This is a genomic window from Lysinibacillus sp. NPDC097279, from assembly GCF_044761745.1.
In the GTDB taxonomy this organism is placed as follows: Bacteria; Bacillota; Bacilli; order Bacillales_A; family Planococcaceae; genus Lysinibacillus.
The window spans coordinates 36410-63307 of sequence record NZ_JBIWDA010000007.1; the positions used below are offsets into that span (position 1 = coordinate 36410).

The following is a 26898-nucleotide window of genomic DNA, read 5'->3' on the forward strand; positions in this document are numbered from 1 at the left end:
TTAGTAAATTTTATTTCGATTTCCTAACCAGTCAAAATATCGTTTTATTTAAATTGTTCGGTAATATAACCAGTTGAAATATCTAATGAAACAAATGGAGATAGGCGATAATTAATATTAATTTCGTTGTTATTCTCAAAGTTAATTGCAACCTCTTCAAAATACATTAAGAAAAATACTCTTAATTCAGTATCAGTAAAATTAAAAAAGCTTTGTTGTATCATTTCTTTTAAAATTTTGTCGATATAATCATCTTTAAGAATAGAGTCCATTTCATCTAGTGTTTCATTTGTATAAATTAATTCATTTTTTAAATGCTGCTGGGTAGTATGAAAGACCTCGGCTAAAAGAGAGTTATTCTCAATATCTGTAGACATCATAATTTGGTTATATTGTACTTTTTCAAGAAGTTGTTTTATGCTACTTATTGTTTTAGTAAGTTTAGTAGACCAACTTTTTAGCTGCTCCTTAGAGGTAGCAGAAAAGTTAAGGAGCTGTGTATTCCATTTTTTCTGCAGATCATTTAGCACAGCTTGATGAGTAGGGATTATTGGTATAAATTTTTTACATCCTGTACATTTATAAATCATGTATTTTCCGTTTTTACCCTTTGGAGAATTATCTTTTGCTACTAAAAAACAATTACACTTTTTACATTTTATTATTGTGCGGAGATAATATGGTGTATTCATCGTGCCAAATTGCTTTTTTAAATCATTTACTTGTTTAGATAAGTGAAAGACTGTTGGACTAACAATGGGTTCATGAACATTTTTGAATAAATCTATCTCGGATTCATGCTTCGGTTTACTAGAGTCATAGCTAGTCCTAACGTACCAAGCTAGATTTCCTGAGTAAACCTTATTTGAAAGAATATATCCGATTGTGCTACTGTTCCAATACTTCACTTTTTTAGTTGTAATGTTACATTTGTTTAGGTAATCAGCAATTTTTTCATGAGAGTGTCCCCAACAAGCTAGATGGAAAATTAACTGGACTATTTCAACATCTTCATTAGGATATAAAACCCCGTTAATCATATCATAGCCAATAGGGGTACGACTCCCAGGTCTTGTTGGTTGCTCACGATGCAGTAAACTTTTTTGAGCATCTTTTGCGCGGACAGATTTTATTTCTGATTCCTCTGCAGCAAAGACAAGCTTTGCCTGCACGATCGGATCATTTGGATTCCATTCTGATTCATATTGAGTACTAAAGAATTTGACATGAGGATACTCCGTTTTAATCGGTAAGTAAACCTCATTGTAAAAATCAGTAATGCTTCTAGTTATACGAGACTCTTCATAGAAGCAGACGGCCTCTGCACCATTCTTAATATCTTCAAAAATTAGTTGAATACCTTCTCGTTTACTAACGTTACTATGAAATGCACTAGTAGCCTTATCAGCTCGCCAAGAAACGATTTCAAGATTCTCCCTTTCTGCTAATAATTGAATATGGCTTTTTTGGATTTCTAATGAGTGATTATTGTCCTGTTTCTGATCAGAATATCGTAAATATCCAGTACCGTTTAGTTTTGTCATGAGACTCTATCCTCTTTTCCATATGATGAAAGGAATAATTCAACATGTACATATGTTTCGAAAACTTTAACTTTATTAATAAGCAGTTCAGACAGTCGCTGAAGGTCTTGTTGTGTGAAATCTAATGTAAGCTGTGATAAAAGTGAATGAATTTCAATAATTTCGTTCCCCAGTTTCTTTAGACTTTGTAAATCTTGTTCTAAGTTATTGTGCTTATCTTTTAGTAATTGTATTTTATTTAATAGCTTTGCTATAGCAGGTTTTCTTTTTATATTAATAGTGCATAGCGTTAGAGAATTATCGAGGAATTCAGATCTAGTTTTCTCTAATTCTTTTTGTAGTCTTTTATTTTCTGCTATGATGCGTTTAGAAATAATGCTTCTTAAATGTTTGGTGGAAATCGATTGGATGTGTTCCAACAATGTTTCTTTAACTAAACTATTTAACTCTTCAACAGTGATTGAAAGTCTTTTGTGATTATTACTACAGACAAAGTATCCTATATCAAATATATTTTCTCTTCGATGCTTCATTACATTTCTGCAGTTCCCGCAATATGGTAAAACTAAAAACTGGTTATTGGCCCTTTCAACACTTTCTTGATAATAGGAAAAATACTCATCAAGTTTAGATTTACCTCTAAGAAAAAGATTTAGATCAATTATTGGTTTTACATGAGGTAATATCTGATAACCATTTTTTGTTTCATAGTGTCCAGCGTAAAATGGATTTGATAAAATGCGAAACAACTTTTCAGGGTTATTTAAACCTTTACGTCGTGCCATTAAAAAGTCTAGAAATTGCTCACCGTCTTGGACATTACTAAAATCTTCAAATAATGAATGAATTACATCTCTCTTATCCTCATTAATTTGGTAACGAACTTGTTCACCTTCTTTTATACGTGTGTAGCCAAAAAGACGTGAAGGATATTGTTTGCGAGCATCATCCGTACGTGTTCGAATATTTTCGCCTTCAAGTTGCCCAAACATTCCATAAAACGCTTCTAGGGCTAGTTTGTTTTTAAAGGATGGTTCATTACTGGCTGTGTACACAACTTCCACATTATTTTTAATGAAAATTTTTGTTAAATCCACAAATTCATAAAAGTTTCGAGCTAAGCGATCACGTTTATAAACGATTAGCTTTTCTACTTTCCCTTCTTTAATGAAGCTAATTAATTCAACCAATTTTGGTCGCTGATCCATTTTTAATTTTGTTGCAGAAACATCATGATCTGATAGATAAATAATTGTTTCCTCGTCTCCGTTTAAACCAATCGTTTCGAGATATCTTTTTGCAGCAGTTTCTTGTAATTCAAGACTTTGTGCTGCTGAACTGACCCGCATATAAATAACTATTATTTTTTTCATGTAAATTATCCTTTCTTATTAATCAGTAAAGCTCGTAGTCTATAATCATCTTTCACGACATGGTCTAATAGCGTTTTCTCAATAAAACGTCTAAACCATAGTTCTGATTCTGATGATAGCTCTTCAGAGTAACTGACTTTAACAACTCGATATTTTTCTTTCATTTTTGTTCCCTCCAGTATGATTTTGTAATAATCATTGCCTGGAGAGAAATTTTTTATACGTTAGTTCTCCGAATCTCTTTTTTCATCCTTATTAAAATCCAGTGATAATTGCACAACATCTGCTATCGAAGATTTTTTCTTCCTTGGATTAACAATCACTTTTGTTTGGTATCCGGGAATTTGAAGTTTTCTTATAATTTTGTTCATGCTTTTGTTCCTGTAGGTGGATGAACAAATTAATAACAGTTCTAGAGATACCGGAGGTTTCACAATGGTCTAAACATTGTTTATTCGATTCAGTGTTTTTTAGATAATCTCTGTACTCCACGGTAGGGGGACCTCCTTTCTAAATAGAGTGTAAAAGTTATAAAGATGCTCTTGGCCTCAAGCGTTATACATCTTACTCTTGGGGTACGAATTTTCTTATAGGTCAAATTAATCATTTACATCTGATGATATCTACTCTTTTTTTATTTAAAGAGAAAATAAAAAGACATAGTGGGAACATCCTCTTCGTCTTTTGATATACAAGTTGCATTCACAACATTAATATTATTCGTATTTAAATCTAAATTTTTCGTTGGGAAATTTAGTTTGAAATTTAAAAACAGAACACAAATATGTAATTTTCCCATTTTCATATAAAATAATATAGTATTATACAATTGTGTTTTTAGGGTAAATACCCTAACATTTGGATGGGGGGTTGATAGAATGACAAATCCACATTCTGCAGTGGACTCATATTTAGGTTATTACTATCAGGGAATGTATGCTTTAGTGACATTACTAGATGCTAATGACTACGATAAAGTTAGTATTGAAACAGCAGATGATGTTTATTTAGTAGGTAGGGAAAAACATTTATATCAATTAAAACATAGTATAAAAGTCTCGGGGTTTTTAAATGAAAAAAATGATGGATTGTGGAAAACTCTAAGAATTTGGGCGGGATTGATACAAAAAGATCTTATTGATGAAAAAACATACTTTATTTTTGCAACTCCTTTAAAAATAGATGAAAAATGTTCGTTAAATAAATTATCTGTTACTGGATCAGAAAGACAAGATGTTATTGATTCACTTTTATATGAAGCAAAGAGAGTTGCTAATGCTAGAGTTCAGGCTGAAAAAGAAAATAAAGAAATACCATATAAAACGAGATGGCCTGGATGTAAGGCGTATCTTGAGTTAACAGAGATACAAAAGAAAGATTTGATAGATAGATTAACAATCCATCCTAGTAATTTTAATATTAAGGGCATTAATTATGAAGTAGAGAAAAGAATTAAAAATACTATTCCACCCAAAATACGAAAAAAATTCGTGGAAAGATTACTAGAGTGGTGGGAACGTAGAGTAGTATTAGGTCTAATAGAAGAGTCTGATAGAGAAATAAGTAAATTAGAACTAACACAACAAATTCATAATTTGTATATTAGTTTTCAGGAAGATAGCCTCCCAGATGATTATAGTGATAAAGCTGATGAGGCAGATATTGATGGTGAACTGGGTGGGAATATGGAATTACAAATTGAAATTGTTAACGGGGGATCTAGTAGAAAAAAAAGAGCTGCTAAAGTAAGATGGCAAGCTAGAAATCAAAGAGAAAAATGGTTAGAAGATGATATTTTATTTAGTAATGAATTAAATAAGTATGACAATCAATTAGTTCAACTTTGGGAAGATTCTTTCCTCCCTATGAGAGATGATTTAGAGGGATGTGAAGAAGAAAAGAGAATTAGAATTGGTCGAGATTTGTTAGACTGGTCTCATAAAACAGCACCATATGAAGTAGTATCTATTAAGTCTAATTGGAAGCAGTCTTACTTAGTACAAGGGACTTATCAGCAACTTGCAGATGAACTTAAGGTTGGTTGGCATCCAGATTATGAAATGAAAATCAAAAAGGAGGAATAAGTGTGATTTCTTCTGATATATACGCATCAACTAACCCCGCTTTTTGTTCTTTAGTTCTTTGGCATTTTCTAAAGGGGTATGAGGAAGTAAGTACTGAAGGGTGTGAGTTACCAATTCTTTTCTTACCTATTCCAATTGTACTATCGAAAAGTAATAGAGAAGCTTTTATTGGAACAAATACAAGTACAGGATTATTAACATGGCTAACAAGAGAGCCACAAGTTTTAATTAATATTGCAGAAAGAATAGAGTCGACAAACAATATCACTAGAGAATCGATAATATTTGGTAGCGGGAATGATATAATTTCGATTAATAATTATGGCAAGTTTTACCAAAATAATAAAGGTATAGTACAAAAACGTCTTAAAATATTTTTAAATACACCACCTGGGGAGGATTTAAAAGAAATTTTTTCAGTATCTAAAAAACTAGGGAATTGGTGTGGACAAATGAATTCTTCAAAAATCATATTAAATATTATGGGGTTAACATTATGAACAGATGGAATATAAAAAAAATATTTCTTTATAGTCATCATGAAAAAATGAAAGAATTAGAATTTAATCTTGAAGATGTAACAATTATTACAGGAGATTCTCAGACAGGTAAATCTGCAATACCAGAAATTATTGACTACTTAATGGGGTCAAGTGAATGTCATATTCCGAGTTTTGTGCGCTCTAGCCTTAGTTGGGTAGGTATTCTTTGGGTTAAAGGAAACGTAAATTTTGCTTTTTTTAGAAAGGTTCCTAATATCGGTATAAAGTCGAGTGGTGAAATTTATTTTGATAAAGGAGTTAATATTAACATTCCCAATAGAGCTAGTGAAATTAAAAAGACTACTAATTTAGAGGGAGGGCTTAATCACTTTGAAAGTATATTAGGAATTGGTAATGTTAAAACCGAATCATTTATAGAAAATAGTACTTCAAAAAAGATCTCAGTTAGAAATACTATGCCATATTTAATACAAGATGATGACGTTATTATAAGTAAAAATACATTATTAAGAGGTGCAAACGAACCTGAGAAAAAAAATAATATAGTTCAATCATTGCCATATTTTTTTAATGTTATAGATGAGAGTACTTTAGAAAAAGAACTTGAATATAATAAAATGAAAAAGCAAATTACAAGATTAGAGAAAAAAATAGAAATAAATAATAAATTGAATGAGGGAGTTAATAATAAATTGTTGAGCTTAATTCAAGAAGCTTCACAACTCGGATTATGTGATGATATTAATTCTATGAATTATTCAGAAAAAGACTATGTAGATACTTTAAAAAAAGTGATACGTTGGAATGTGAAAAAAGAAACAAAAATAGTTGAAGATAAAACCCCTCTTTTACATAATCAGTTAGCAGAAGCGCAAGCTAAAGCTATAGAAATAAAGAATAAAATTCATTCTGCGCGTGATAGGTTAAATGTTATGAATAATTTCGATAAAACTGTTAATAATCAAAGAAGAAAACTTGAAGTTATAAATATATTTAAAAATCCATCAGATATTCATGAGTGTCCACTTTGTTCTAGTACAATAAAAACTGAGGTTTCAGCGGTTAAAAAAATTAACGATTTAGTTAATAAAGTACAAACTGATTTAGGCGGAATTGAAAGAGATCGTCCTAAATTAGATAACTACATTAATGAACTTCAAGTTGAATTAAGTTCAGTAGAGCAGAAAATAGATACTTTGAAGAATCAAATTAAAACGATCATTAACGAAAATGAGCAAGCAGAAGAAAACTTAAATATTCTTGAACGTAGATATAGAACAATCGGAAGAATAAGTTTGTATTTAGAAACTATAGAAAATGATTATAATGATACTCCTGATAAAGATGTCAGATTGCTAAATTCTTTAAAAGAACGATTTAATTATTTACATGAAGAAGTAAACATTGAAGGAAGATTGGAATCTTTAAAGAATATAGAAAGACGAATTTCTTCAGATGCAACACAAATAATATCTAATTTACCATTTGAGGGCAGATATAAAGATAATCCGGTTTATATAAATTTACGAAATTTAAATGTAGGTGTTTCATTAATAACGCATAGTGAAAGTATGCGTGATGTGGGTTCAGATGAGAATTACCTTAGTTTACATGTAGCATTTTTATTGGCAATGCATCGCCAATTTGCTAAATTAAATAGTCCAGTTCCTGGAGTATTATTATTCGATCAGTTAAGTCGACCTTATTTCCCACCAGATAAAGAGCCAGAAGAGGTACAAATTGATAATGAGAGATCAAGTTTATTAACGTTTTTTGAGGCCCTATTTAATGAAGTCGATCGTGGAGAATCTTTACAAATTATTGTACTAGAACATGCATATTTTAGAAACAATGATAGATATAAATCAGCAGTAAAGTATAGATGGAAAAAAGGTACAAGTGGATTAATACCAAAAGGATGGCCTGAAAAGAAATAAATATTTATATTCTAATTTTAAATATGACTTCCGCAAATAAGGATTTAAGATATGCCACCTCTGTTTTTTACAAATTTTTATATACGACAGCATGATCACTTGTATCACTCTAAAATCAAAAGAAACTATTTGAGCAATTTCAATTTTTACAGATATTAAACTATTAATATGTAAATTAGGAGAGAGCAATAAATGAATAATTATAAGCAATTTAGAGTAGTCTCGAAAAATGATTATTTAATTTATTTAAGACAAATTATTGTAGGCTTAAATAAGCATTTTAAATCATTAAAAAAGTATATTAATGAAATGGAGAATTTAGTAAATAATAAAGGTTTATTGGAAAATCCGAAGCTTGAGATTGAAGCAACTTTATACGAGGATTATAGAGATAAAACTCAATTTGTTGAAACCAAAATATTAAATTTACTTGGGGATATGCAAAATGATTCGATGTCCTATAATAAATTTAAGAGAAAGCTTGTGAAACGCAATATAGAAGTTAAACAATTAATTGGAGAAATACCAAATGAATTATCAGAAATGCTTAATGAAATGAATAACTCTAGAAACTGGGGGCTACATGAACCTGAATCTCTTTTAAATGCGCATCTTGAAAATATTAAAGAGTTTTGGCCGAAAGAAGAGTTGGAACGGTATTTAAATAATTTTAATCCAATTTATATAGCAAAATTCAATAAGTATGAAGGACATTGGTTATTAAGTCTTTATCATAGTTGTTTTCATAGCTTAGAAAATTATAAAGAAATTTATAATTACATTATTAAAGATTATGAGATTTTGAGTGGAAATAAAGATGTTCAAATAGTTTTTAATGAGGCAGGCACTCGTCCATTTAAATTAGATATAAAAATACCTGAAACTTCTATGAAAATTCAGAAAAGGCAATATAAATAGAATTCAAGGAGGAACTTTTAATGGGAATCACTGATCCTACTAGAAAAAAATTATGGAGTCGTTCAGGTAATAAATGTGCTATGTGTAAAACCCAGTTAATTTCAGATAACGAAGATGTTATAGGCCAAGAATGTCACATTAAGGGTAAAGAGCCAGGAAGTGAAAGACACGATAGTACGCTGAGTAAACAAGAAGTAGATAGTTATGGAAATTTGATATTGTTATGCCCAAATCATCATGTTCTAATCGATAAAAAAGGTAATGGTATGGTATATACAGTTGAATTTTTACTTGAATTAAAAGAGCAGCATGAAGAAGAGGTTAGATTTAGAGAAGTTTTCTTATTTAAAGACCAACTAAAAGAAAGTGATTTAGTTAGAGTTTACAATAAATTAAGTTTTGGAACATATTATGAGTTGTTTAAAGAATCAATTGAAGAGTTTTTTGATCTAACAACATCAGAACAAAATATGATGTTTTACCTTTTTGGAAGATATGATCTTGGTAAGTTTAATATTCCTAAAATCTCTAAAAAAGGTGGGGATAATTTGATAATTATCAAGGCTTTATTAGACAACAACTTTTTAAGTTTCCGAGAAGAAATTTCACTATATGTAGAAACCGGTTTTGGTTTAGATGATTTAAATAGTAATATGGATGTAATAACTCAAAAGGCATATGAACATAATTGGGATTTAGGGAAACATGGGAAGATAGTGTTGAAATGTTTTAAGGATTTTGGACGTCCTACAGATCTATCTTCATTTAAGAAAAAATTTAAGAACTAAAGATTTCAAGGATACTACTACATCATCTTAAAATATATTGTTCACTATCAGCACTGACCACTTTGTGAAGCGGTTACGTGGTTGGAGCTTTTATAATATACAACGTACACACACGATTCAGAAACAATTCTGAAATTCTTATTCGGAAACCTCGCAAAAGGTTTTCGGATTTTTATTTAGATTATAAAGTAATGCTTTTTACAAAAACGTATACAGAAGAAGTTAAGACAGATTAAACATGACTATATACAGGAGGAAGACACTGTTGAGGTGTATGACTTTATTAGTTATTTATATATGAAATGGGAAAAGGGAGAGTTGAACTTGAAAATATTTATTCCTTTTTCACGATAAAGAATTAGACCGTCAAATTTAAAAAAGACGTAATATTCATCAAAGGAGAATTAATTTGATAGAAATTAATTGGGATGTCTTTAAAGTAAAGAATAAAGATTATACAACTGCTTTTGAATTGCTATGTTATCACATTTTTTGCAGAAGATTTGGACAAACAGAAGGAATTATTGCTGATTTTAATCAAGTGGGTCTTGAAACTATGCCTATTTTATATTCTGATGGAAAGTATTATGGCTTCCAAGCTAAATTCTTTGAAAGAGCAAATTATAGTAATATTGAAAAGTCGATAAGTAAAGCACTTAAAACATTTACTAACGAAGAACAAGAAAAAAATCAATTAAATCATATAGTCATCTTTTTAAATTGTAAAATTCAATCAAGTAGTAAGGGTGCTCAAAAAATTGTAGATCTATGTGCAAAAAAAGGTGTGACGGTGGAGTGGTTTATCACAAATCATTTCGAATCAGTTTTAAATAAACCTAAGAATTTAGATTTAGCTCATCTCTTCTTTGGTGAGCCCGATAAGTTAGGATTTATTTTAGATAGTAAGAACATTAGATCAAATACTCTTCTTTTATCGAAAGAATTTATAGAATTAGAGCTACAGGTAGAGGAGAAAAGAAAATCAATCACTGATTACTCTAAAGAAATTCTAAAAAGTAAAAATAAAATACATTTATTATCAGGTAGTCCCGGATCAGGGAAAAGTGTATGTATGAATAAATTATTACAACTTTATACAGGGAATGATAAAAGTAGTGAAGCGGAAAAAATAGCTGTTATAGATAAAATTGAGGCTATGACGATGTACGTAAATTTAAATATTGTTTCCCTAGACAATTTAGAAAATATAATTCGTAACCGACAGAATGATTATAGAATTAGGGGTCGAGGTACCAAGTTTATCTACCTGTTTGATGGTTTAGATGAAGTATCAGATCTTAGAATTGATACAACATTGTCATATATTTTTGAGTTAGCGGACAAAGTATCAACTAAATCAATAATTATTTCTTCAAGATTAGCAAGTCCAAATAAATTCAAATTGAAAATGGGTTATAAAAATATTGTTGAACATCAAATAGTTGGCTTGTCAAAGAAACAAATACAAATGTATTTTTCAAGTAAAGGTGTAAGTGAAAAACAGAAGCTGCTTAGTACACTTGAAAAATCTAATCCAACATTTTTTGAAAGCATTCAAGATACTTTGACATTATCAATATTATGGAAAGAAATTGATAAAATCAACCGAGATAGTTATATAACAGACTTAATAGAAATCCATATTAATGAGACTTTAAATAATATAGCTCATACAAAATATCTATATGAATTAAATCTACCAAATCCCAAAATAGAGACTATCATTGAATTAAATAAGCAAATATCTTTATATAGTTTTGAACATCAAATTATCAGTATTAAATATGAGGAAATATATTCATTATTTTTAGAGCTATTACCAAGATGTGATTATCAAGAAATAAATAGGATAATTGATTTCATGGCAGAGAATTACTTTGATGTCTACGGGACTAACACAGTACAATCATATACCTATAAGCATAGAAGGTATTCTGAATACTTTCTTATGCTAAGTATTGTTGAGAAAATGGAGGATGATAGCAATTTTCTCCGTGAAAAGTATTTGTTAACAAATAATGACTTTTTCTATAAAATGTTAATCCCATATTTGAAAAATAAAGCTAATAAAACAAATAATATAGTTTTATCTCAAAGTTTAGGATTATATGATGTTTACTTGGGTAACAACAGAAATTGGGGAGCTGATGATCCTAATTATAAATGGTCAGACTACTTACCATACGCTTTAACTAGCCAGAAAAACGAGGTATTTGAAGTTATCATAAATGATAATAATCTTATGTTTAGAGACTATCTATTAGGGTTGCCAAATAAGATTATAGAGAAATTGCAAAGTTTAAAAACCAAAGCCAGATTTAAAGATACAGAAATTGATTATTTTTTAAATATCTATCTTAGAAGTATAGTCGAGCTACATAAACAAAATAAGAGGGAAACTGTAAAACTTTTTGTTGCGAAATATGAAGAAATTATGCAGATAATTATTGAAGTTAAATATAATCTCAATTACACAGATGAAAAATCTGCAAATGAATTTTGGAGAAATAAGTTTTATATTGATATTGTTATAATACAAAGAAACATAGATGATTATAAAAAAATGCTATCCGAGAATGCACGTGATTTATTTGCAGAGGATTTTATGAGAGAAAACCCCCCAATGAAATTAACTGTTATGAAGTCATTAACGTATATTTTAACTACGAAACACCCAAATGAATTTGTGTCATTTATAAAAGACTTCAATGAATACCAATTGGGAGCCTATCTAATTTCCATTTGTGAACCTGAGTGTTTAGCGTTAATTCACCAACATCCAGATTTGAAAAATGAAATCACAAAAAGAGTTAGCTCTTTAAATCCTACTGAAGGTTTAAATCAGGCCTTATTATACGGGTTTAAAAAATATGTAGGTGAAGATTTAACGGATGAAGAAATTAATTGTATTGAAAAATATGTAACCGAATTAGGAAGAATAGAAAGTTCTGTATTTTGGAAAAACCATCATAATGTTATTGCATTTTTATCATTGCCAAATAGAAACAATAAAAGCATGGAAATTATTTTGCATAGAAGTTTAATGACATACAACGATTTTTATAAAATGTATGTTTTATTGTTAGATGGAACTGGTTCTTTAGCTAAAATGGTAAAATTATTCTCCTCCTCTACTCTTTATAAAAATTCAATTGTTGGATATTATGCTCGTTTGCTACTTGGTAACGCATTTGTATTTAATGAGGAAAATATAAAATCGGTTAAGGGTTGTATTAATTACCTCAATCATAAGAAAATAGAAAATATTCAAGTGATTTTTTTCCAAATAAAGAAAACCAATTGTAAAAAGTATAGGGAATTATTTAGTGCTTTTGAGTTATTAGGGTTAACATCTGAAGAAAATTACAAAGATATAGATTACTCGAGTACAAGCGAATCTATGTTCATATTATCCTATTTGTTATCTGATTTTGATGAAGATAAAAGCTATGAATTTTTATTAAGCGGTGTCGATCATGGGATTATGAGGATGAATTCCAGAAAAGATACTTTAGCTGATGAGATACTTATTGGATCCTTTGAGATTTTACTTCAAAATCATTGGATTTCAAAAGAACAGGCATATGTATACATTGATAAACTAATAGATATAGCTCTTACATTAAATAATAACAATGTAGCCAATAGTGTATCTGAGATGTTAATTAAAGTATTGATTAGAACTAATTTTGAAATCGCATTCTATTGTTATAAAAAGTTAATCAAGTTTGAAAAGTTAAGTAATGAGTTACATCGTGAAGTTGCAGTGACAATGGTTGATTTAGGATTACCTTTAACAGAAGTTGAAGAATGTATCATGAATTTTGATTCTTATTTCGATAATTATAATCAAACAACAAACTTTTCCTATTTTTATGGAAAAATACAAGTATACTTAGCTTTAGCCTTATCAGATTTTTATAGTAAAAGAGAACAAGTCGAGGTTTTTGAAAATATTCGAAATGAGATAGATAGGCTTGATTATGCAGGTTGGGGAAGAGAGTTATATTCACCAGAGTTTCAGAGTTATAGCAGATTATGTGAACAATTTTCGAAACCGATAGATGTAGATGAGAAAAAAGAAGCAGAATATAATACGACTCTAACTTTATCTAACTCAGAAAAAATGGACTTAATGAAAATTATTAATGAGTTGGATTCTGAAAAAAAAGTGGAACAATTTTTCGCTGATTTTGATTCTAAGTATTGTGTGGATGCCCTTGAACATTATGAATGTTTGGTTAGTATATCCTTAGAATTTTTTGGTGGTATTGATATATTAATTAATCATATGCGTGAAAATAGATATCCGGATATGACCCATCTAAAGAAAAACAGTAAATACTTATATTTGGGGATAGTTGCAGCTTTAGATAATGGAAATTCAAAACAGCAAATGGTAAATTACCTTATAAATGAAGGTGGTGGACATGATAGTTATTTAGAATTGATGAAAGTATATGAAGTATTAGGAGACAAAAATATGTGTTTAAACTTATTTAAGAGCTTAGTTAATGATGTCAACCTATTCGTTTACTAGCCTTTTATTATACTTCTTAACGTTTTTTGAAATGTTTTAATGTCTATTTCCAAATGGATAAGGTTAAAGCAGTTAGAGCTATCTTGCAGCAGATTTCTTATACAAAATTTGAACAAATTCAACAAGTTGCTAAGTATAATGAAGGAATATAAGGATAATGATGATTTTGTATTTGATAATTTTGTTTTAAGAATAAAGAATTATCGAGATGCAATTAGTTTTTTGAAGGAGAGTTACGAATTAAGTCCTTTATATGTCTTGCGAACTTATGTTAATTTAGCAAATGTTTATAATGAAAATAGGCTAGATCCCACTGAAATAGGAACCTAGCCATTATTGTAAACCCACCAACATCCCTTATGTTGCCACATACACTCCACGCATTGTGAGGCGGTTGCTTGGTTGGAATTAGCATAATGTAAAAGAACGAATTTTCGAGGAGAAAATTCGTTCTTTTTTTTGAACTGACGAGTTGTTTTTTCCGTGTGAGCAACTGTTTAAAATTTTTTTATATAAGCTTAAAGCCATACTAGAAAAGCCTTCAAGCTGTTTTTACCAAAATTTTCTTGTATGAAAATATAGATAACTTTGCTAAGATAGCTTTTGAAATAATTTACCTTTAATACGGTCCAGAGAGGCTGAGAAGGGCTATATGATGTTTTAAGTTATTATTTTTATAATATCTTTGTTTATTCATGCCCTTTTGTCCAATCTGACGAAAGGGCATTTATTTTGCATTTTAGCTGTGATTACACAACTAACGTACCTCTTTTAAAGGAAGTCCCGTGAGGCTTAAAAGGAGAATGGAAACGTTATATTTATATAGATACATCCATTCATTCGTAAATAAAAGAGATTTATTTCATCTAGAACATACTGGAGGAGAGTAGAATGGATTATCGAAAAAAAACCGTGGTCGCATCGGTAGCTGGTTTAACATTAGAGGGTATGGACATCATGTTTATCTCCTTTGCGATGACAATGATTATTGCGGAATTTAACATTGATTTAGCAACGGGAGGACTTATTTCTTCTATCACGAATGTAGGGATGCTATTAGGAGGAATTGTTTTCGGCGTTTTAGCAGATAAGTATGGCAGGGTAAAGGTCTTTACGTATACCGTCCTCTTGTTTGCCATTGGTACGGCTTTAACAGGATTAGCTACAAGCATTGAACAAGTGTATCTATTTAGATTTATTGCAGGAATAGGTGCTGGGGGAGAATACGGTATTGGTATGGCGCTAGTTGCAGAAGCATGGCCGAAAAATAAACAAGGGCGTGCATCTTCCTATGTCAGTGTAGGTGCGCAGTATGGCGTTATTTTAGCAGCATTACTAAGTGCAATCATTCTTCCTACTTTAGGATGGAGAGCATTATTCTTTGTTGGAGTAGTACCTGTTATTTTTGCCTTTATCGTAAGAAAAAATTTAGACGAATCTCCTGAGTGGCTTGCCGCTCAGAAAAATAAAAAGGCTAGTAAGAAAGCTGAAAAGGGTAAGTTGGTACAATTGTTTGAAACGCCACGAACAGCGATTACAACAATTTCACTAATTATAATGGCAACAGTTCAAATTGCAGGTTATAACGGATTAATGATTTGGTTACCATCGATGCTGCAACAGTCGCAAGGTTTATCTGTTTCAAGCTCTGCCATTTGGACAATTAGTACAGCAGTAGGCATGATTGTTGGTATGTTAACCTTTGGACTATTTTTAGACCGATTTGGCGCAAAGCGTGCCTTTGGTGTGTTCCTTATTGCCTCAGCATGCGCTGTATTCTTATACTCTTATGCTACTGGTAGTGTGGGTGTTCTAATTGGTGGCGCAATTGTTGGATTCTTCTCAAATGGCATGTTCGCTGGATATGGAGCGTTGATTGGTAGTCTATATCCCGTTCAAATTCGAAGTACGGCAACAAACACAATCTTTAACTTTGGACGAGCGATAGGCGGTTTTTCACCTATCCTTGTCGGCTATATTTTACAAAGTTATGATATGAAAGTTGCGATGCTCTACTTAGCAGGCTTATATTGTATTTCCTTTATTGTGATGTTAATGCTCAAAAAAGAGAATATAGCGAATGTAAGCGAAACTATATAACATTGATTTAACCATCAATTAAAATGCCTTTGCGTTTTAATTGGTGGTTTTTTTATAAGACTTTTATAAAACAGGAATTGCTTTGAAGCTTTATCCATCAAACTGAAAGAGCAGGAACTCGGAAGAATAAATTGCTATAAAATTATTATTCGATTATTGTTATATTTATTTCATTTCATTATTGTATGAAAGCGTTTTATTTGTCATTTTTTTATAATGAGGCACAACAAATCTTATGAAATATAGTAAATTTATCGTTGACATAGAAAAAATGCAATAATATAATTATTTCAAACAATTAAATAAACCTCACTTTTCCGATAGTGAGGTAGAGGCGCGACAGTTAACAGTACCTAATGGAGTCCGAGAAGACGAAGAGATTAGGTAGAAGGAAATGTCGCCGAAGTGTATGGTGAGTTCTCGCCATCATATGCTGGGTCTGTAGCGAATAGCTGCAGGACTGTCTTCGTAAACATTCGTGTTTATGAAGTTGTGCTATCTCTGTTTAGACAAACAGTGGGAATTTTAAATGGTCGATTCATTTTTAGTTTCTAAATGAGTAGATCATTTTTGTGTTAGACAGATTCTTTTGCACAAAGAATCTGTCTTTTTATTTACCTATAACATATCGGAAATAGAGGGAATTTGGAGGAATTATTATGGAAAATACATCAACATTATATTATGAATTTTTACCGACTGACGGTCAAAAAATAAACGTGAACCCAGATAAAACAGCATTACTAATCGTAGACATGCAACATCAGTTTATTAGCCGAGATGGATTAGATGCACAAGTTGCAAGAGAAAAGGGCATGTTTGAACAATGGGAATACTTCTTTAATCGTATCGACACTTTAACAATTCCGAACAATAAAAAGCTTTTAGAGTTTTTCCGTACAAATAAATTAGAAGTAACATTTGGTCGTATTGCTTGCCATCATAAAGATGGACGAGATCGTTCTCCAGTACAACGCCGTCCAGGTTGGAACAATATTTTATTGCCAATCGGTGATCCTGGAGCGGAGATGGTGGAGGAGTTAAAGCCACTTGATGATGAAATTGTAGTTAATAAAACGACAGATAGCGTATTAAGTGGAACGAATTATGAATTTTTACTGCGCAATATGGGCATTGAAACAGTAGTTTGTACAGGTGTTGTAACGGACCAATGTGTTGCTTCAACCGTTCGCAGCTTAGCTGATGCAGGCTTTGAAGTTATTTTAGTTGAAGATGCATGTGCAGCTGCAACGCAACAGCTTCATGATGCAGAAATTATGATTATGAATCAAATTTATTGCCAAGTGATGAGCACTGATGAAGTAATTGATTTAGTAACGGAAGAACTAGCAAAAAGCAATCCAGTGAATGTGTGAGAGGAAATAGACTATGAGTCAAACAGCCAATGATCATACACCACAGTTAAAACGTGTTTTAACATTAAAAGATTTAGTCATATATGGTATTGCTTTTATGACACCGATTGCGCCAGCTTATATTTATGGCTTTGCAGCAGAGTCTACAGGTGGCATGTTGCCATTAGCTTACTTGATTGCGATGGTTGCCATGATGTTTTCTGCCTATAGTTATGGCCGAATGGCTGCTGTTTTTCCAAATGGAGGATCCACTTATACATATACGCAACGTGCAATTAATCCACATTTAGGCTTTTTTGCAGGGTGGGCAATGTTTATGGACTATGTTTTAGTGCCCCTTATTGTATTTATGGTTGGTGCCTCATATGCGAATGCATTAATACCATCTGTTCCGTATTGGGTATGGGTCTTATTAATTGCAGGTATTATTACGACTGTAAATATTCTAGGGATTGGTATCGCTGCAAAAACAAATCAAATCCTCGTTATATTTATGGGAATTGTAGTCGTTATTTTCGTAATTTTTTGTGTGAAGACAATTGTTGGTGGGGAAAGTAGTACGTCGCTCTTTTCTGTTGTACCATTCTTCAACGATGAAAAATTCGTTATGTCTGCCATTATTTCTGGTGCAGCAATGGCCTGCTTTTCGTTTTTAGGGTTTGATTCGATTACAACACTTTCAGAAGAGGCAGTTAATCCAAAAGATGATATTTGGAAGGCAGCTATTTTAGCTTGTTTAATTGGAGGACTTATTTTTATTGGACAAGCTTATGTAGCACAGCTCGTATGGCCTGATGTGACAAACTTTAGCTCAGCTGATACGGCTCTATTTGATATAGCGGAAAAAGCAGGTGGTGCCGTTCTTGCAACGCTTTATACCGTTGCGATTATTGTATCGACAATAACAGCTGGTTTAACAGGTCAAGCAAGTGCATCTCGTTTAATGTTCAGTATGGGGCGTGATGAGGTACTTTCCAAAAAGTTTTTCACACATTTACATCCAAAATATCAAACACCAATATACAATATTTTATTAATGTGTGTCATTAGTGTTTTAGGAGCGCTGTTTTTATCAGCGAATTTCGTAGCAGAATTAATGAACTTTGGTGGCCTGACAGGATTTATGTTTGTGAACTTATCAGTAATCGTATATTACTTCTTCCGAAAAAAAGAAAAGAAAATAATTCGATACTTATTAATTCCAGGGTTAGGATTCGGTATTTGTTTCTACTTATTTATTAATTTATCACCGATGACATTGAAGATAGGCTTTTTGTGGCTAGCAATCGGTTTTATTTATGCTTTCATTACGACGAAAGGATTCAAGAAGAAACCACCCACTTTTTCGGATTTATAAAATACCTTCGCAAGCGGACAACAACAGCGCAACAAAAAGAGTTCGATTGATGGCATTATTTCGCTATGAAAAAGAATGATACCTTTGCTGCTTATTCTTTCTTTTGCAATAAATAAAAAAGTAGAAGCTGACACTAGTTGTTGGTAGTGTAGGCGTGACTCCTGTGGGAACAGCACACAATGTAAGACGCGGGCATTCCGCGCGCTAGCGAGGGTTGCGGCTTACGGTGTGCCCGCTGGAAAGCACCGCCGAAGCGGACAACAACAGCGCAGAAAAAAGTGTTAGATTGATGTAGGCAATCTAACACTTTTTCTCTTTTGTCCCGAATTAATTTTGTTTAAGGAAGTCTTTATCCAAATACGCTGGATTCGGATATTTATAAAAACCTTCCCCTGAAGAAGCACCCATTTTCCCTAAATCAATATACTCTGCTTTAATTTTTTCCGCTATGATTTTTGCCATTGGATCTATTTCCGCTTTCATCATATTTAAGTTATATGGTGTCTCCATGCCAACTATATCTAAAAAGCCGAAAGGACCTAGTGGTGAGCCTGTTGAAATCATCCAGTTTTTATCAATTGTATGTGGGTCTGCAATATCATTTGCCCAAAGCCCCATCCCAGCACTTAAAAAGGGAACAGATAATGTATTTAAAATATAGCCTGGTTGTTCTTTCTTTAAATGGAATGGAATCATGCCAATTGTACGTGCAAATTCAACGACTTGTTCAGTGTACTGTGGATCAGTACCAGCATGTCCCATTATTTCGGCTGTATTGTTTTTCCAAATTGTATTTGCAAAATGTAATGCTAAAAACTTCTCAGGTCGTCCTGTAAATTGAGCAAACTGACTAGGTAGCAGTGTTGAAGAATTGGATGCGAAAACCGTTTTTGCTGGTGCTACTTTTGCTAATTGCGTATAAAATGATTGTTTAATTTCAATACGTTCTGGTACAGCTTCAATTACTAAATCTACATCAGATACTGCCTGTGCTAAATCTGTGTAAAACGAAAAGCTTGTTAACGCTTTAGCTGCACGAGCCGTATCGTTAAAATATTCTCCGTATGTGTTCGATAACGATTCCATGCGCTGTTGCGCTGATGCAATAGCATCAGCGTTAATGTCATATACATGCACTTCATATCCAGAAAATGCAGTTTGAAAGGCAATTTGACTTCCTAATACACCGCTACCTGCAACTAATATTTTTTTAAATCCCATATTTAATACCTCATTTCTTGATTCGAATACCCTTATATAAATAGTTGAACGAAATAACAAAATAAAGTTGTTCCTTATAGAGTGTAAATGATAGAGTAAACGCAAGATACCTGTAACTGAGGGTATATAATTTTTAATTAAACATGTAAATGTAGGTGTGCTATGACTAAAATAAACTTTCAATATGTATTGTTTCATAAAATTCATCATCAAGATATTGCCTATGCGTGGAATAAGCATTTGCAGTCTAGAAAAGAGTTAAGTGAGCAAGAAATTATTCAAATTGGTTATTGGTATCGTTCTTGGCTGACGTTTTTAAATGGTCAGTTAAAAAATAAAACGATCCAGCGGGAGGAGCTAATTAACTGGGCGACAATGCATAGTCGACTTTTACCAGAAAAATTGCTTACAACATTTCCTTCATTGTCTTATTCCGCTACTAAAGATGTACTTGTCCAAATTAAGCATCCATATACAGATGAAATGTTAATGTATCATGAAAAAGTCCTTGATGTATTACGTCTTATAAACAGCAAAGTAGTACAGTCTCCGATAAAGGCTGATATGAATATAGAGAGTTTGCTTAAGCTACAGCACTTTAGTAAATTGCTTATTCAATTAGATGGAGTAGATCATATGCCAACGATTTTATCGAAAGCACAGGAGAACTTCGGCTATCAACGAGTTACTTTTCATAGCTATAATCCTTGGCTCAATGAATTTTCAGGTGTATATGGCTCTGAGCTACACAAAGTACAAATGCTAAAAGGCAAGCTGGAAGATGAGCCTGTTTTTGCTATTAAGAAACCACTCTTTTTAGAGCAACCAGCACCATATATAAATGCTATTGCAATTGAATTATTGAATATATCTACGATTATTTTTATTCCAATACAGCAAAATGGACAATTATTTGGTTGGTTAACGTTTGACCAATGTGGCATGCCCTTTTCCTATAGTGAAGAAGAAATGCTACTACTAGAGGAAGCAGGGAACTTATTAGGCTGTTATTTTTCACGGACACGCAGTACACAGCGTCTATTGCATGACTTAAAGCTAACGGATAAAGACTTAGCAGTGCTATTTTTATTAGCAGAAGGATTTAGTAATAAAGAAATGGCAGAGCTTCTCGTTGTTAGTGAGTACACAATTCGTGATTATATACAAAAGCTACAAACGGTATTTAATGCAAAAAACCGTACACAAATCATTGCGACGGCTTTTCGAATGGCAGTTTTAGAATAAATGAAAGCTTTAAACGAAAGGACGAATCCTATGACAGAGGATTCGTTTTTTTTATAAGTAGTTTGATTAAGAATAAGTGCAATTTAATTGTGATGTTCGCCAATATGATTAAAAAGTGACTCTGTCAATTCTCTTCTTATTTGCTTAATATGCTTTTCCATAAGTTGTTTCGCTTGATTAGCATCGCCCGCTGCGATTGCTAAGTATATTTCTTTATGTTCATCAATCGTTTCTTGTGTACGTTCCTGATCTTTCAATCGTTGTGTTCGGGTAACTCTGATGGTATCTTGCATATGTTCGCTAAGGGTTTGGAATAATTGCGAGAATATCGAGTTATGTGAGGCGAGTACAATATTTATATGGAAACTTAGATCCGCTTGAATGCCTAATTCCACATCATTTTTTACTTGATTCATCATTTCCAATGCCTGTCCAATTCGTTCTAAATCTTCGGAAGTGGCACGTTGTGAAGCTAAAAAGGCACATTCGACTTCAAGTGTTTGGCGGAGCTCTAACATTTCATATACTAATTTTTTTTCAGTTTTTAAAATGGTAGATGAAAGCTCTTTGCCTATTGAACGGACTTCCTTTGTTTTAATAAAGCTGCCACTACCTTGTTTAATTTCAATAATTCCTTTGATTTCAAGCTTGCGAAGTGCCTCCCTTACCGAGGTTCGACTGACATTAAAACGACTTGCTAATTCTCTTTCTGTCGGCAGTTTTTCTCCAGGCTGTAAATCTCCATTTAAAAAATATTCATTTATTTGATCAACAATTACTTGATAGGCTTTTTTCTTTGGTTGCAGCATTATCTATGTCCTTCCCCTCAATTACCTAGTATTATAAACGCTTTAATCATACAGAAATACTTCATTGTTATCAATTAATGAAAATTAATAATAATTGATATTTTCAGAATATTAAGTATAATAATAATGGTTGGACCAATATAATAGTTTAATAAATTGGTATGACATGTTTGTTTTAAACAACGAAAAACATGAAGGAATGAGAGTAAAAAGGGGAGAAATAAATGATTGCAACAAATGAAGAATTAGTAAATGCTCTACGATGTGCTCTTTCAGAAAGCCAAGTAACAATCAATCAAACAATTTTAGAACAACATAGTAGTGATGAATCTTATCATAGTGTCAGTCTTCCAGATATAGTTGTGTTTCCAACAACGACGGATGAAGTGAGCAAAACAATAAACATAGCAAACCAATACAAAGTACCGATAGTACCATTCGGGAGGGGAACAAGCTTAGAAGGGCATGTAATCCCTTATGATCACGGGATAACGATTGATTTTTCTAATATGAACAAAATATTAGAAGTGAGGGAGAAGGATTTTCTCGTAAAAGTTCAACCAGGGGTAACGCGTTCTCAGTTAAATAAAGAGTTAAAAAAATACGGTTTGTTTTTCTCTGTCGATCCTGGAGCTGATGCTACTCTCGGAGGAATGGCAGCAACAAATGCCAGTGGAACAACATCAGTTAAATATGGAGTGATGCGCGATCAAGTTCGAGATTTAGAGGTCGTTCTATCAGACGGTGAGGTCATTCATACTGGGAATTTAGCAGAAAAATCATCTTCTGGCTATCATTTAAACGGTCTATTTGTCGGGTCAGAGGGAACGCTTGGATGCTTCACTGAATTGACGCTAAAAGTCTATGGGCTGCCTGAATATGAAATGGCCGCACGAGCTTCCTTCAAAACTGTCAATGATGCTGTCGAAGCAGTCGTAAGTATTTTGCAAGCGGGAATTCCAATTGCACGAGTGGAGCTAGTAGATGAGCATTCGATAAAACAAGTGAACTTGCATAGTCATACAGCTTATGAGGAGCAACCAACACTATTTTTAGAGTTCCATGGAAATGAAGCTGGATTAAAGCAAGACGTTGAATTTATGAAAGAAATTGTAGCAGAGCACAATTGTGAAAATATTGAATTCGAGTCCGATAATGCAGCGCGCAATCAGTTGTGGGAAGCGCGTCATAATTTAGCCTACGCCTATGTTCATGGACACCCAGGAAAAAAACTTATGGTGACGGATGTTTGTTTACCGATTTCAGAGTTAGCAGGGGCTATTAAACATGCAAGAAATGCACTGAATTTGTTAGCCCTTACAGGTGGAATTGTGGGCCATGTTGGTGATGGCAATTTCCATGTTCTTTTAATGATTGATATGAATGATTTAGATGAAATAAAAAAAGCTGATGATTTCAATGAATTGATTGTAATGTATGCGCTTGAACGTGGAGGAACATGCACGGGAGAGCATGGTGTCGGTATTGGTAAACAAAAATACCAAGAGAAAGAACATGGCAAAGCATTGCTTGTGATGGAAAAGATTAAGCTAGCGCTCGATCCTGATGGACTTTTCAATCCAAATAAAATATTAAAAATAAAGAAATAGGGAGTGGAAATATGAAAATTTTAGAAGCCATTAGTACAATAGCGGGAAAATACTTTGCTGTATGGGTCATTTGTATAGCTGTTATTGCCTTTATAATTCCTGATCCATTTTTAATATTTGGAGGATATATTACGATTTTGCTCGGCATCGTTATGTTTGGTATGGGGCTGACGTTAAAGGCGGTTGATTTCAAACTGATTTTAACGAATCCTGTACCAGTTATCATTGGTGTATGTGCACAATATATAATTATGCCACTGACAGCCTTTTTAATAGCTTATATTATGAACTTACCTGCGGAATTAGCTGCGGGGCTAGTCCTTCTCGGTTCTGTCCCAGGAGGCACTGCTTCTAACGTTATGGTGTATTTAGCGAAAGGCAATGTACCGCTATCAATTACAATGACATCTTTTTCAACGTTATTAGCCCCAATTGCAACACCATTAATATTACTATTACTCGCAGGTAAATGGATGCCTGTAGATCCAATGGCAATGTTTACATCAATTATTCAAGTAATTATTTTGCCTATTATTTTAGGTATTGTGATAAGAAGAGTTGCTCCACAAGCTGTAGAAAAAAGCATCAACGTCATTCCTCTTATTTCAGTAGTTGCTATTATCATTATTGTTTCTGCAGTTGTTGCTGGCAATGTTGAGAGCATTGCTTCGGCTGGATTCATTATTTTTACGGCAGTAATGCTCCATAATGCATTCGGATTGCTGTTGGGCTATTTAACAGCACTTATGTTAGGACTGAATGAAAGTAATCGTCGAGCTATTTCTATAGAAGTAGGTATGCAAAACTCAGGTCTAGGGGTGGCGTTAGCGACTGCCCATTTTGGTCCATTAGCTGCCTTGCCTAGCGTCCTTGGTGCTGTATGGCATAATATTTCTGGTCCGATTTTAGCCACTTATTGGTCGAAAAAATCGGAAAACGTAGAGAATCAGCTTAGTAAAAACATACAAGAAAGTAACGTCGGAACACATATTTAACGTGTGATTGCTTACAAATAATAATAACGGCGAAAAAAGCAAGCTGCATAAATAAAAGAACGAATTTCCGATGAAGGAATTCGTTCTTTTTTGTTTGTTAAGTGTCGATTTCTTTTATGACAAATCCTCTTGCAAAGGTGTTAAAAATTCGATTGAGACGCTCTGTCATTTCACCAGGTGTCGCATCAAAATCTTGGGCAATCCAGTCCAAAATCAAGCCAGCTGTCCCGTAAGCCATATAGCGCTTTTGGGAATAATCATCAACAACAGATACGCCGTAATGAATATCAAATTTTTCCTTGAGTAAATTAAAAATCGCTTCAGGTAGTTGCTGGTGTATGCGAGGCAATGTATCTTCTAACAGTAGTAATGTGAAGTAATCACGGTGATCGTAAATGTAATATAACAATTCAAAGGAGTTCGTCGTCAACTCCTGTACTTTCACACGACTATTACTTTCATACTTAGACATACTGTTATATTGAATAGCTTCAAACATTTCTTCCATTAACTCTTCAACAAGATCATCTATATTTTGATAGTACACGTAAAAGGTAGTTCGATTATATTGAGCATACTCAACAATGTCTTTCACAGTAACAGCACTAAATCCCTTTTTATGTACCAAATCAATAAATGCCTTTTTCAAAAAATGTTTTGTACGTAAAGCTTGATTGGAATTAGATTTCATCAAATTTATCTCCTACATTAGACAGATTGATAAAAAGTGTTGGTTTCTTCGACATTATAGCAAATATTAAGGATGGCTTACAGAAAGTCAAACCGATTAAACTATATATGTAACAACAATGTTTAGGGGAGGTACAAAAGATGAGATTTGAAAATAAAGTTGTCATTATTACAGGTGCTGCAGGAGGTATCGGTAAAGAGATTGCTCGCAAACTTGCAAGCGAAGGGGCTAAGCTAACATTAGTGGATTTAAATGAAGCTGCTGTGAAAGCGGTTGCAGAGGAACTTAACTTAGGTGAGGATCGTGTACTGACTTTAAAGGCAGATGTTTCAAAAGAAGCAGAAGTAAAAAATTATGTAGACCAAACGGTATTAAAATTTGGTCGCATTGATGGCTTTGCAAATAATGCAGGTGTTGAAGGGCCAGCAAAAATTTTAGAAGAAATAACTGAACAAGATTTCGATTTCGTATATAGCATTAACGTAAAAGGTGCTTTCTACGGATTAAAATATGTACTGCCAATTATGAAACAGCAAAAAGCAGGTTCAATTGTAAATACAGCCTCTGTCGCTGGATTAATCGGTTCGCCAAATATGATGTTATATAATTCGTCGAAGCATGCCCTAATGGGCATTAATAAAGTAGCTGCATTAGAAGCTGCTCCATATAATGTACGCGTAAATACAGTAAACCCTGGTGTTATTAATACACAAATGATGCGCCAGATTGAAGCAAAAGTTGCACCAGGTGCAGCAGAAGCAGCACAATCCGCATATCAAGAGGCAGTGCCAATGAAGCGCTATGGTGAACCAAATGAAGTAGCAAATGTCATTGCATTTTTATTATCAGATGAAGCTTCTTATGTAAGTTCTTCATCTTACACAGTAGATGGGTCACTATATAATATTTAATAATGGAGGAAAATAATATGAAACGTTTTGAAGAGAAAGTAGTCATCGTAACAGGTGCAGGATCTGGTCTTGGCCAAGCAGCAACACTTCAATTAGCAGAAGAGGGAGCTAAACTAGTATTAGTTGACTTGAATGAAGCAGGTTTAAAAGAAACAGAAGGAAAAGTGTTAGCTATCTCACCACAGGCAGAGCTGTTATTAATTGCGGCAAACGTAGCAGATGAAAATGCTGTCAAAGATTTTGTAGATGCGACTGTCGAGAAGTTCGGCAAAATTGACGGTTTCTTTAACAATGCAGGTATCGAAGGAAAACAAAATTTAACAGAAGACTTTGGGATTGATGAGTTCCAAAAAGTTGTGTCAATTAACTTAAATGGTGTTTTCTACGGCATGAAATACGTTTTAAAAGTAATGAAAGAACAAGGATCAGGGTCAATTGTCAATACAGCATCTGTGGGCGGTATTCGCGGTGTTGGAAATCAATCAGGCTACGCAGCGTCTAAACATGGTGTTGTCGGATTAACACGTAACTCGGCAATCGAATATGGACAATTTGGTGTTTCAATTAAAGCAATCGCACCAGGTGCTATAATGACACCAATGGTTGAGGGCTCTTTACGTCAAATTGGTGGAGATAATTGGGAAGAGGTAGGGAAAGAATTCGTCAAACCAAACCCAATGCGCCGCTTCGGTAAACCAGAAGAAGTTGGCTACTTAGTTGCCTACCTCCTGTCAAACCAAGCAAACTTCATTAATGGTGTTGTAGTGCCAATCGATGGTGGACAATCTTATAAATACTAATTATGTTGGCGAGCTACGATAGCATTCTCCAATAGCAAGAAAGGTGAAATTGACTATGTTCAATTTCACCTTAGACTGTAGACAAACTCGAAGTTT

20 protein-coding genes and 1 riboswitch are annotated in these 26898 nt (G+C 32.9%); of the genes, 14 read left to right on the forward strand and 6 right to left on the reverse strand.

Annotated features, from left to right (window positions below; genetic code table 11):
* Positions 1–44: 44 nt before the first annotated feature.
* The 3 genes from ACIQ1H_RS20125 to ACIQ1H_RS20135 are packed head-to-tail and all read right to left on the reverse strand — an operon-like array spanning position 45 to position 3081.
* On the reverse strand, positions 45–1544 hold the full coding sequence (locus tag ACIQ1H_RS20125) for a recombinase family protein (protein WP_402891352.1): 1500 nt from the start codon (positions 1542–1544) through the stop codon (positions 45–47).
* The gene (locus ACIQ1H_RS20130; protein ID WP_402891355.1) at positions 1541–2917 is read right to left on the reverse strand and encodes a recombinase family protein; all 1377 of its coding nucleotides are present in this window, start codon (positions 2915–2917) and stop codon (positions 1541–1543) included. Before ACIQ1H_RS20130 ends, ACIQ1H_RS20125 begins: the two co-directional genes overlap by 4 nt.
* A 5-nt stretch (positions 2918–2922) precedes the next feature.
* On the reverse strand, positions 2923–3081 hold the full coding sequence (locus ACIQ1H_RS20135; RefSeq protein WP_193767404.1) for a hypothetical protein: 159 nt from the start codon (positions 3079–3081) through the stop codon (positions 2923–2925).
* A 714-nt stretch (positions 3082–3795) separates the two neighbouring features.
* On the opposite strand from ACIQ1H_RS20135, the gene ACIQ1H_RS20140 reads away from it, so the two are divergent.
* The 9 genes from ACIQ1H_RS20140 to ACIQ1H_RS20180 all read left to right on the forward strand — a co-directional run bounded on the left by ACIQ1H_RS20140 (position 3796) and on the right by ACIQ1H_RS20180 (position 18520).
* Positions 3796–5001, forward strand: a complete 1206-nt coding sequence (locus ACIQ1H_RS20140) for an ABC-three component system protein (protein ID WP_402891358.1) — start codon at positions 3796–3798, stop codon at positions 4999–5001.
* A gap of 2 nt (positions 5002–5003) precedes the next feature.
* The gene (locus tag ACIQ1H_RS20145) at positions 5004–5501 is read left to right on the forward strand and encodes a three component ABC system middle component (protein ID WP_402891361.1); all 498 of its coding nucleotides are present in this window, start codon (positions 5004–5006) and stop codon (positions 5499–5501) included.
* Entirely contained in the window at positions 5498–7441 is a 1944-nt protein-coding gene (locus ACIQ1H_RS20150; RefSeq protein ID WP_402891364.1) for a DUF3732 domain-containing protein, read from the forward strand. The genes ACIQ1H_RS20145 and ACIQ1H_RS20150 overlap by 4 nt, the downstream gene beginning before the upstream one ends.
* Positions 7442–7633: 192 nt before the next feature.
* Positions 7634–8359 (forward strand): hypothetical protein, encoded by a 726-nt coding sequence (locus ACIQ1H_RS20155; RefSeq protein WP_402891367.1) that lies wholly within the window; start codon positions 7634–7636, stop codon positions 8357–8359.
* A 20-nt stretch (positions 8360–8379) separates the two neighbouring features.
* Positions 8380–9147, forward strand: a complete 768-nt coding sequence (locus ACIQ1H_RS20160; RefSeq protein ID WP_402891369.1) for an HNH endonuclease — start codon at positions 8380–8382, stop codon at positions 9145–9147.
* 409 nt (positions 9148–9556) lie between these two features.
* Positions 9557–13687, forward strand: coding sequence for an NACHT domain-containing protein (locus tag ACIQ1H_RS20165; protein WP_402891371.1), 4131 nt, complete (start codon positions 9557–9559; stop codon positions 13685–13687).
* 891 nt (positions 13688–14578) lie between these two features.
* Positions 14579–15787 carry an MFS transporter gene (locus ACIQ1H_RS20170; RefSeq protein WP_402891374.1) on the forward strand — a complete coding sequence of 403 codons (1209 nt, stop codon included), beginning with the start codon at positions 14579–14581 and terminating at the stop codon, positions 15785–15787.
* Between the two features lie 321 nt (positions 15788–16108).
* A riboswitch (Lysine riboswitch) is annotated at positions 16109–16293 on the forward strand.
* Between the two features lie 153 nt (positions 16294–16446).
* Positions 16447–17163, forward strand: a complete 717-nt coding sequence (locus ACIQ1H_RS20175) for a cysteine hydrolase family protein (protein WP_173479634.1) — start codon at positions 16447–16449, stop codon at positions 17161–17163.
* Positions 17164–17176: 13 nt separating this feature from the next.
* On the forward strand, positions 17177–18520 hold the full coding sequence (locus tag ACIQ1H_RS20180) for an APC family permease (RefSeq protein ID WP_402891377.1): 1344 nt from the start codon (positions 17177–17179) through the stop codon (positions 18518–18520).
* A 327-nt stretch (positions 18521–18847) separates the two neighbouring features.
* Here the strand turns inward: ACIQ1H_RS20180 and ACIQ1H_RS20185 are convergent, their stop codons facing one another.
* Positions 18848–19741 carry a 3-hydroxyacyl-CoA dehydrogenase gene (locus ACIQ1H_RS20185; protein ID WP_402891379.1) on the reverse strand — a complete coding sequence of 298 codons (894 nt, stop codon included), beginning with the start codon at positions 19739–19741 and terminating at the stop codon, positions 18848–18850.
* Between the two features lie 162 nt (positions 19742–19903).
* Between ACIQ1H_RS20185 and ACIQ1H_RS20190 the strand changes: the two genes are divergently transcribed.
* A complete protein-coding gene (locus tag ACIQ1H_RS20190) occupies positions 19904–20986 on the forward strand; it encodes a response regulator transcription factor (RefSeq protein ID WP_402891382.1) in 1083 nt (360 codons plus the stop codon).
* Positions 20987–21069: 83 nt separating this feature from the next.
* On the opposite strand, the gene ACIQ1H_RS20195 is transcribed toward ACIQ1H_RS20190, so the two are convergent.
* Positions 21070–21795: a FadR/GntR family transcriptional regulator gene (locus ACIQ1H_RS20195; RefSeq protein WP_402891385.1), complete on the reverse strand. Its 726-nt coding sequence runs from the start codon at positions 21793–21795 to the stop codon at positions 21070–21072.
* Positions 21796–22019: 224 nt separating this feature from the next.
* Between ACIQ1H_RS20195 and ACIQ1H_RS20200 the strand changes: the two genes are divergently transcribed.
* Both ACIQ1H_RS20200 and ACIQ1H_RS20205 read left to right on the forward strand, forming a co-directional pair.
* Positions 22020–23405, forward strand: coding sequence for an FAD-binding oxidoreductase (locus ACIQ1H_RS20200; protein ID WP_402891388.1), 1386 nt, complete (start codon positions 22020–22022; stop codon positions 23403–23405).
* 11 nt (positions 23406–23416) lie between these two features.
* Positions 23417–24400 carry a bile acid:sodium symporter family protein gene (locus ACIQ1H_RS20205; RefSeq protein ID WP_173479630.1) on the forward strand — a complete coding sequence of 328 codons (984 nt, stop codon included), beginning with the start codon at positions 23417–23419 and terminating at the stop codon, positions 24398–24400.
* 97 nt (positions 24401–24497) lie between these two features.
* On the opposite strand, the gene ACIQ1H_RS20210 is transcribed toward ACIQ1H_RS20205, so the two are convergent.
* On the reverse strand, positions 24498–25091 hold the full coding sequence (locus tag ACIQ1H_RS20210) for a TetR/AcrR family transcriptional regulator (protein ID WP_173479629.1): 594 nt from the start codon (positions 25089–25091) through the stop codon (positions 24498–24500).
* A gap of 140 nt (positions 25092–25231) precedes the next feature.
* On the opposite strand from ACIQ1H_RS20210, the gene ACIQ1H_RS20215 reads away from it, so the two are divergent.
* Both ACIQ1H_RS20215 and ACIQ1H_RS20220 read left to right on the forward strand, forming a co-directional pair.
* The gene (locus ACIQ1H_RS20215) at positions 25232–26002 is read left to right on the forward strand and encodes an SDR family NAD(P)-dependent oxidoreductase (protein WP_402891392.1); all 771 of its coding nucleotides are present in this window, start codon (positions 25232–25234) and stop codon (positions 26000–26002) included.
* 17 nt (positions 26003–26019) lie between these two features.
* Positions 26020–26802: an SDR family oxidoreductase gene (locus ACIQ1H_RS20220; RefSeq protein WP_402891395.1), complete on the forward strand. Its 783-nt coding sequence runs from the start codon at positions 26020–26022 to the stop codon at positions 26800–26802.
* Positions 26803–26898: the final 96 nt, after the last annotated feature.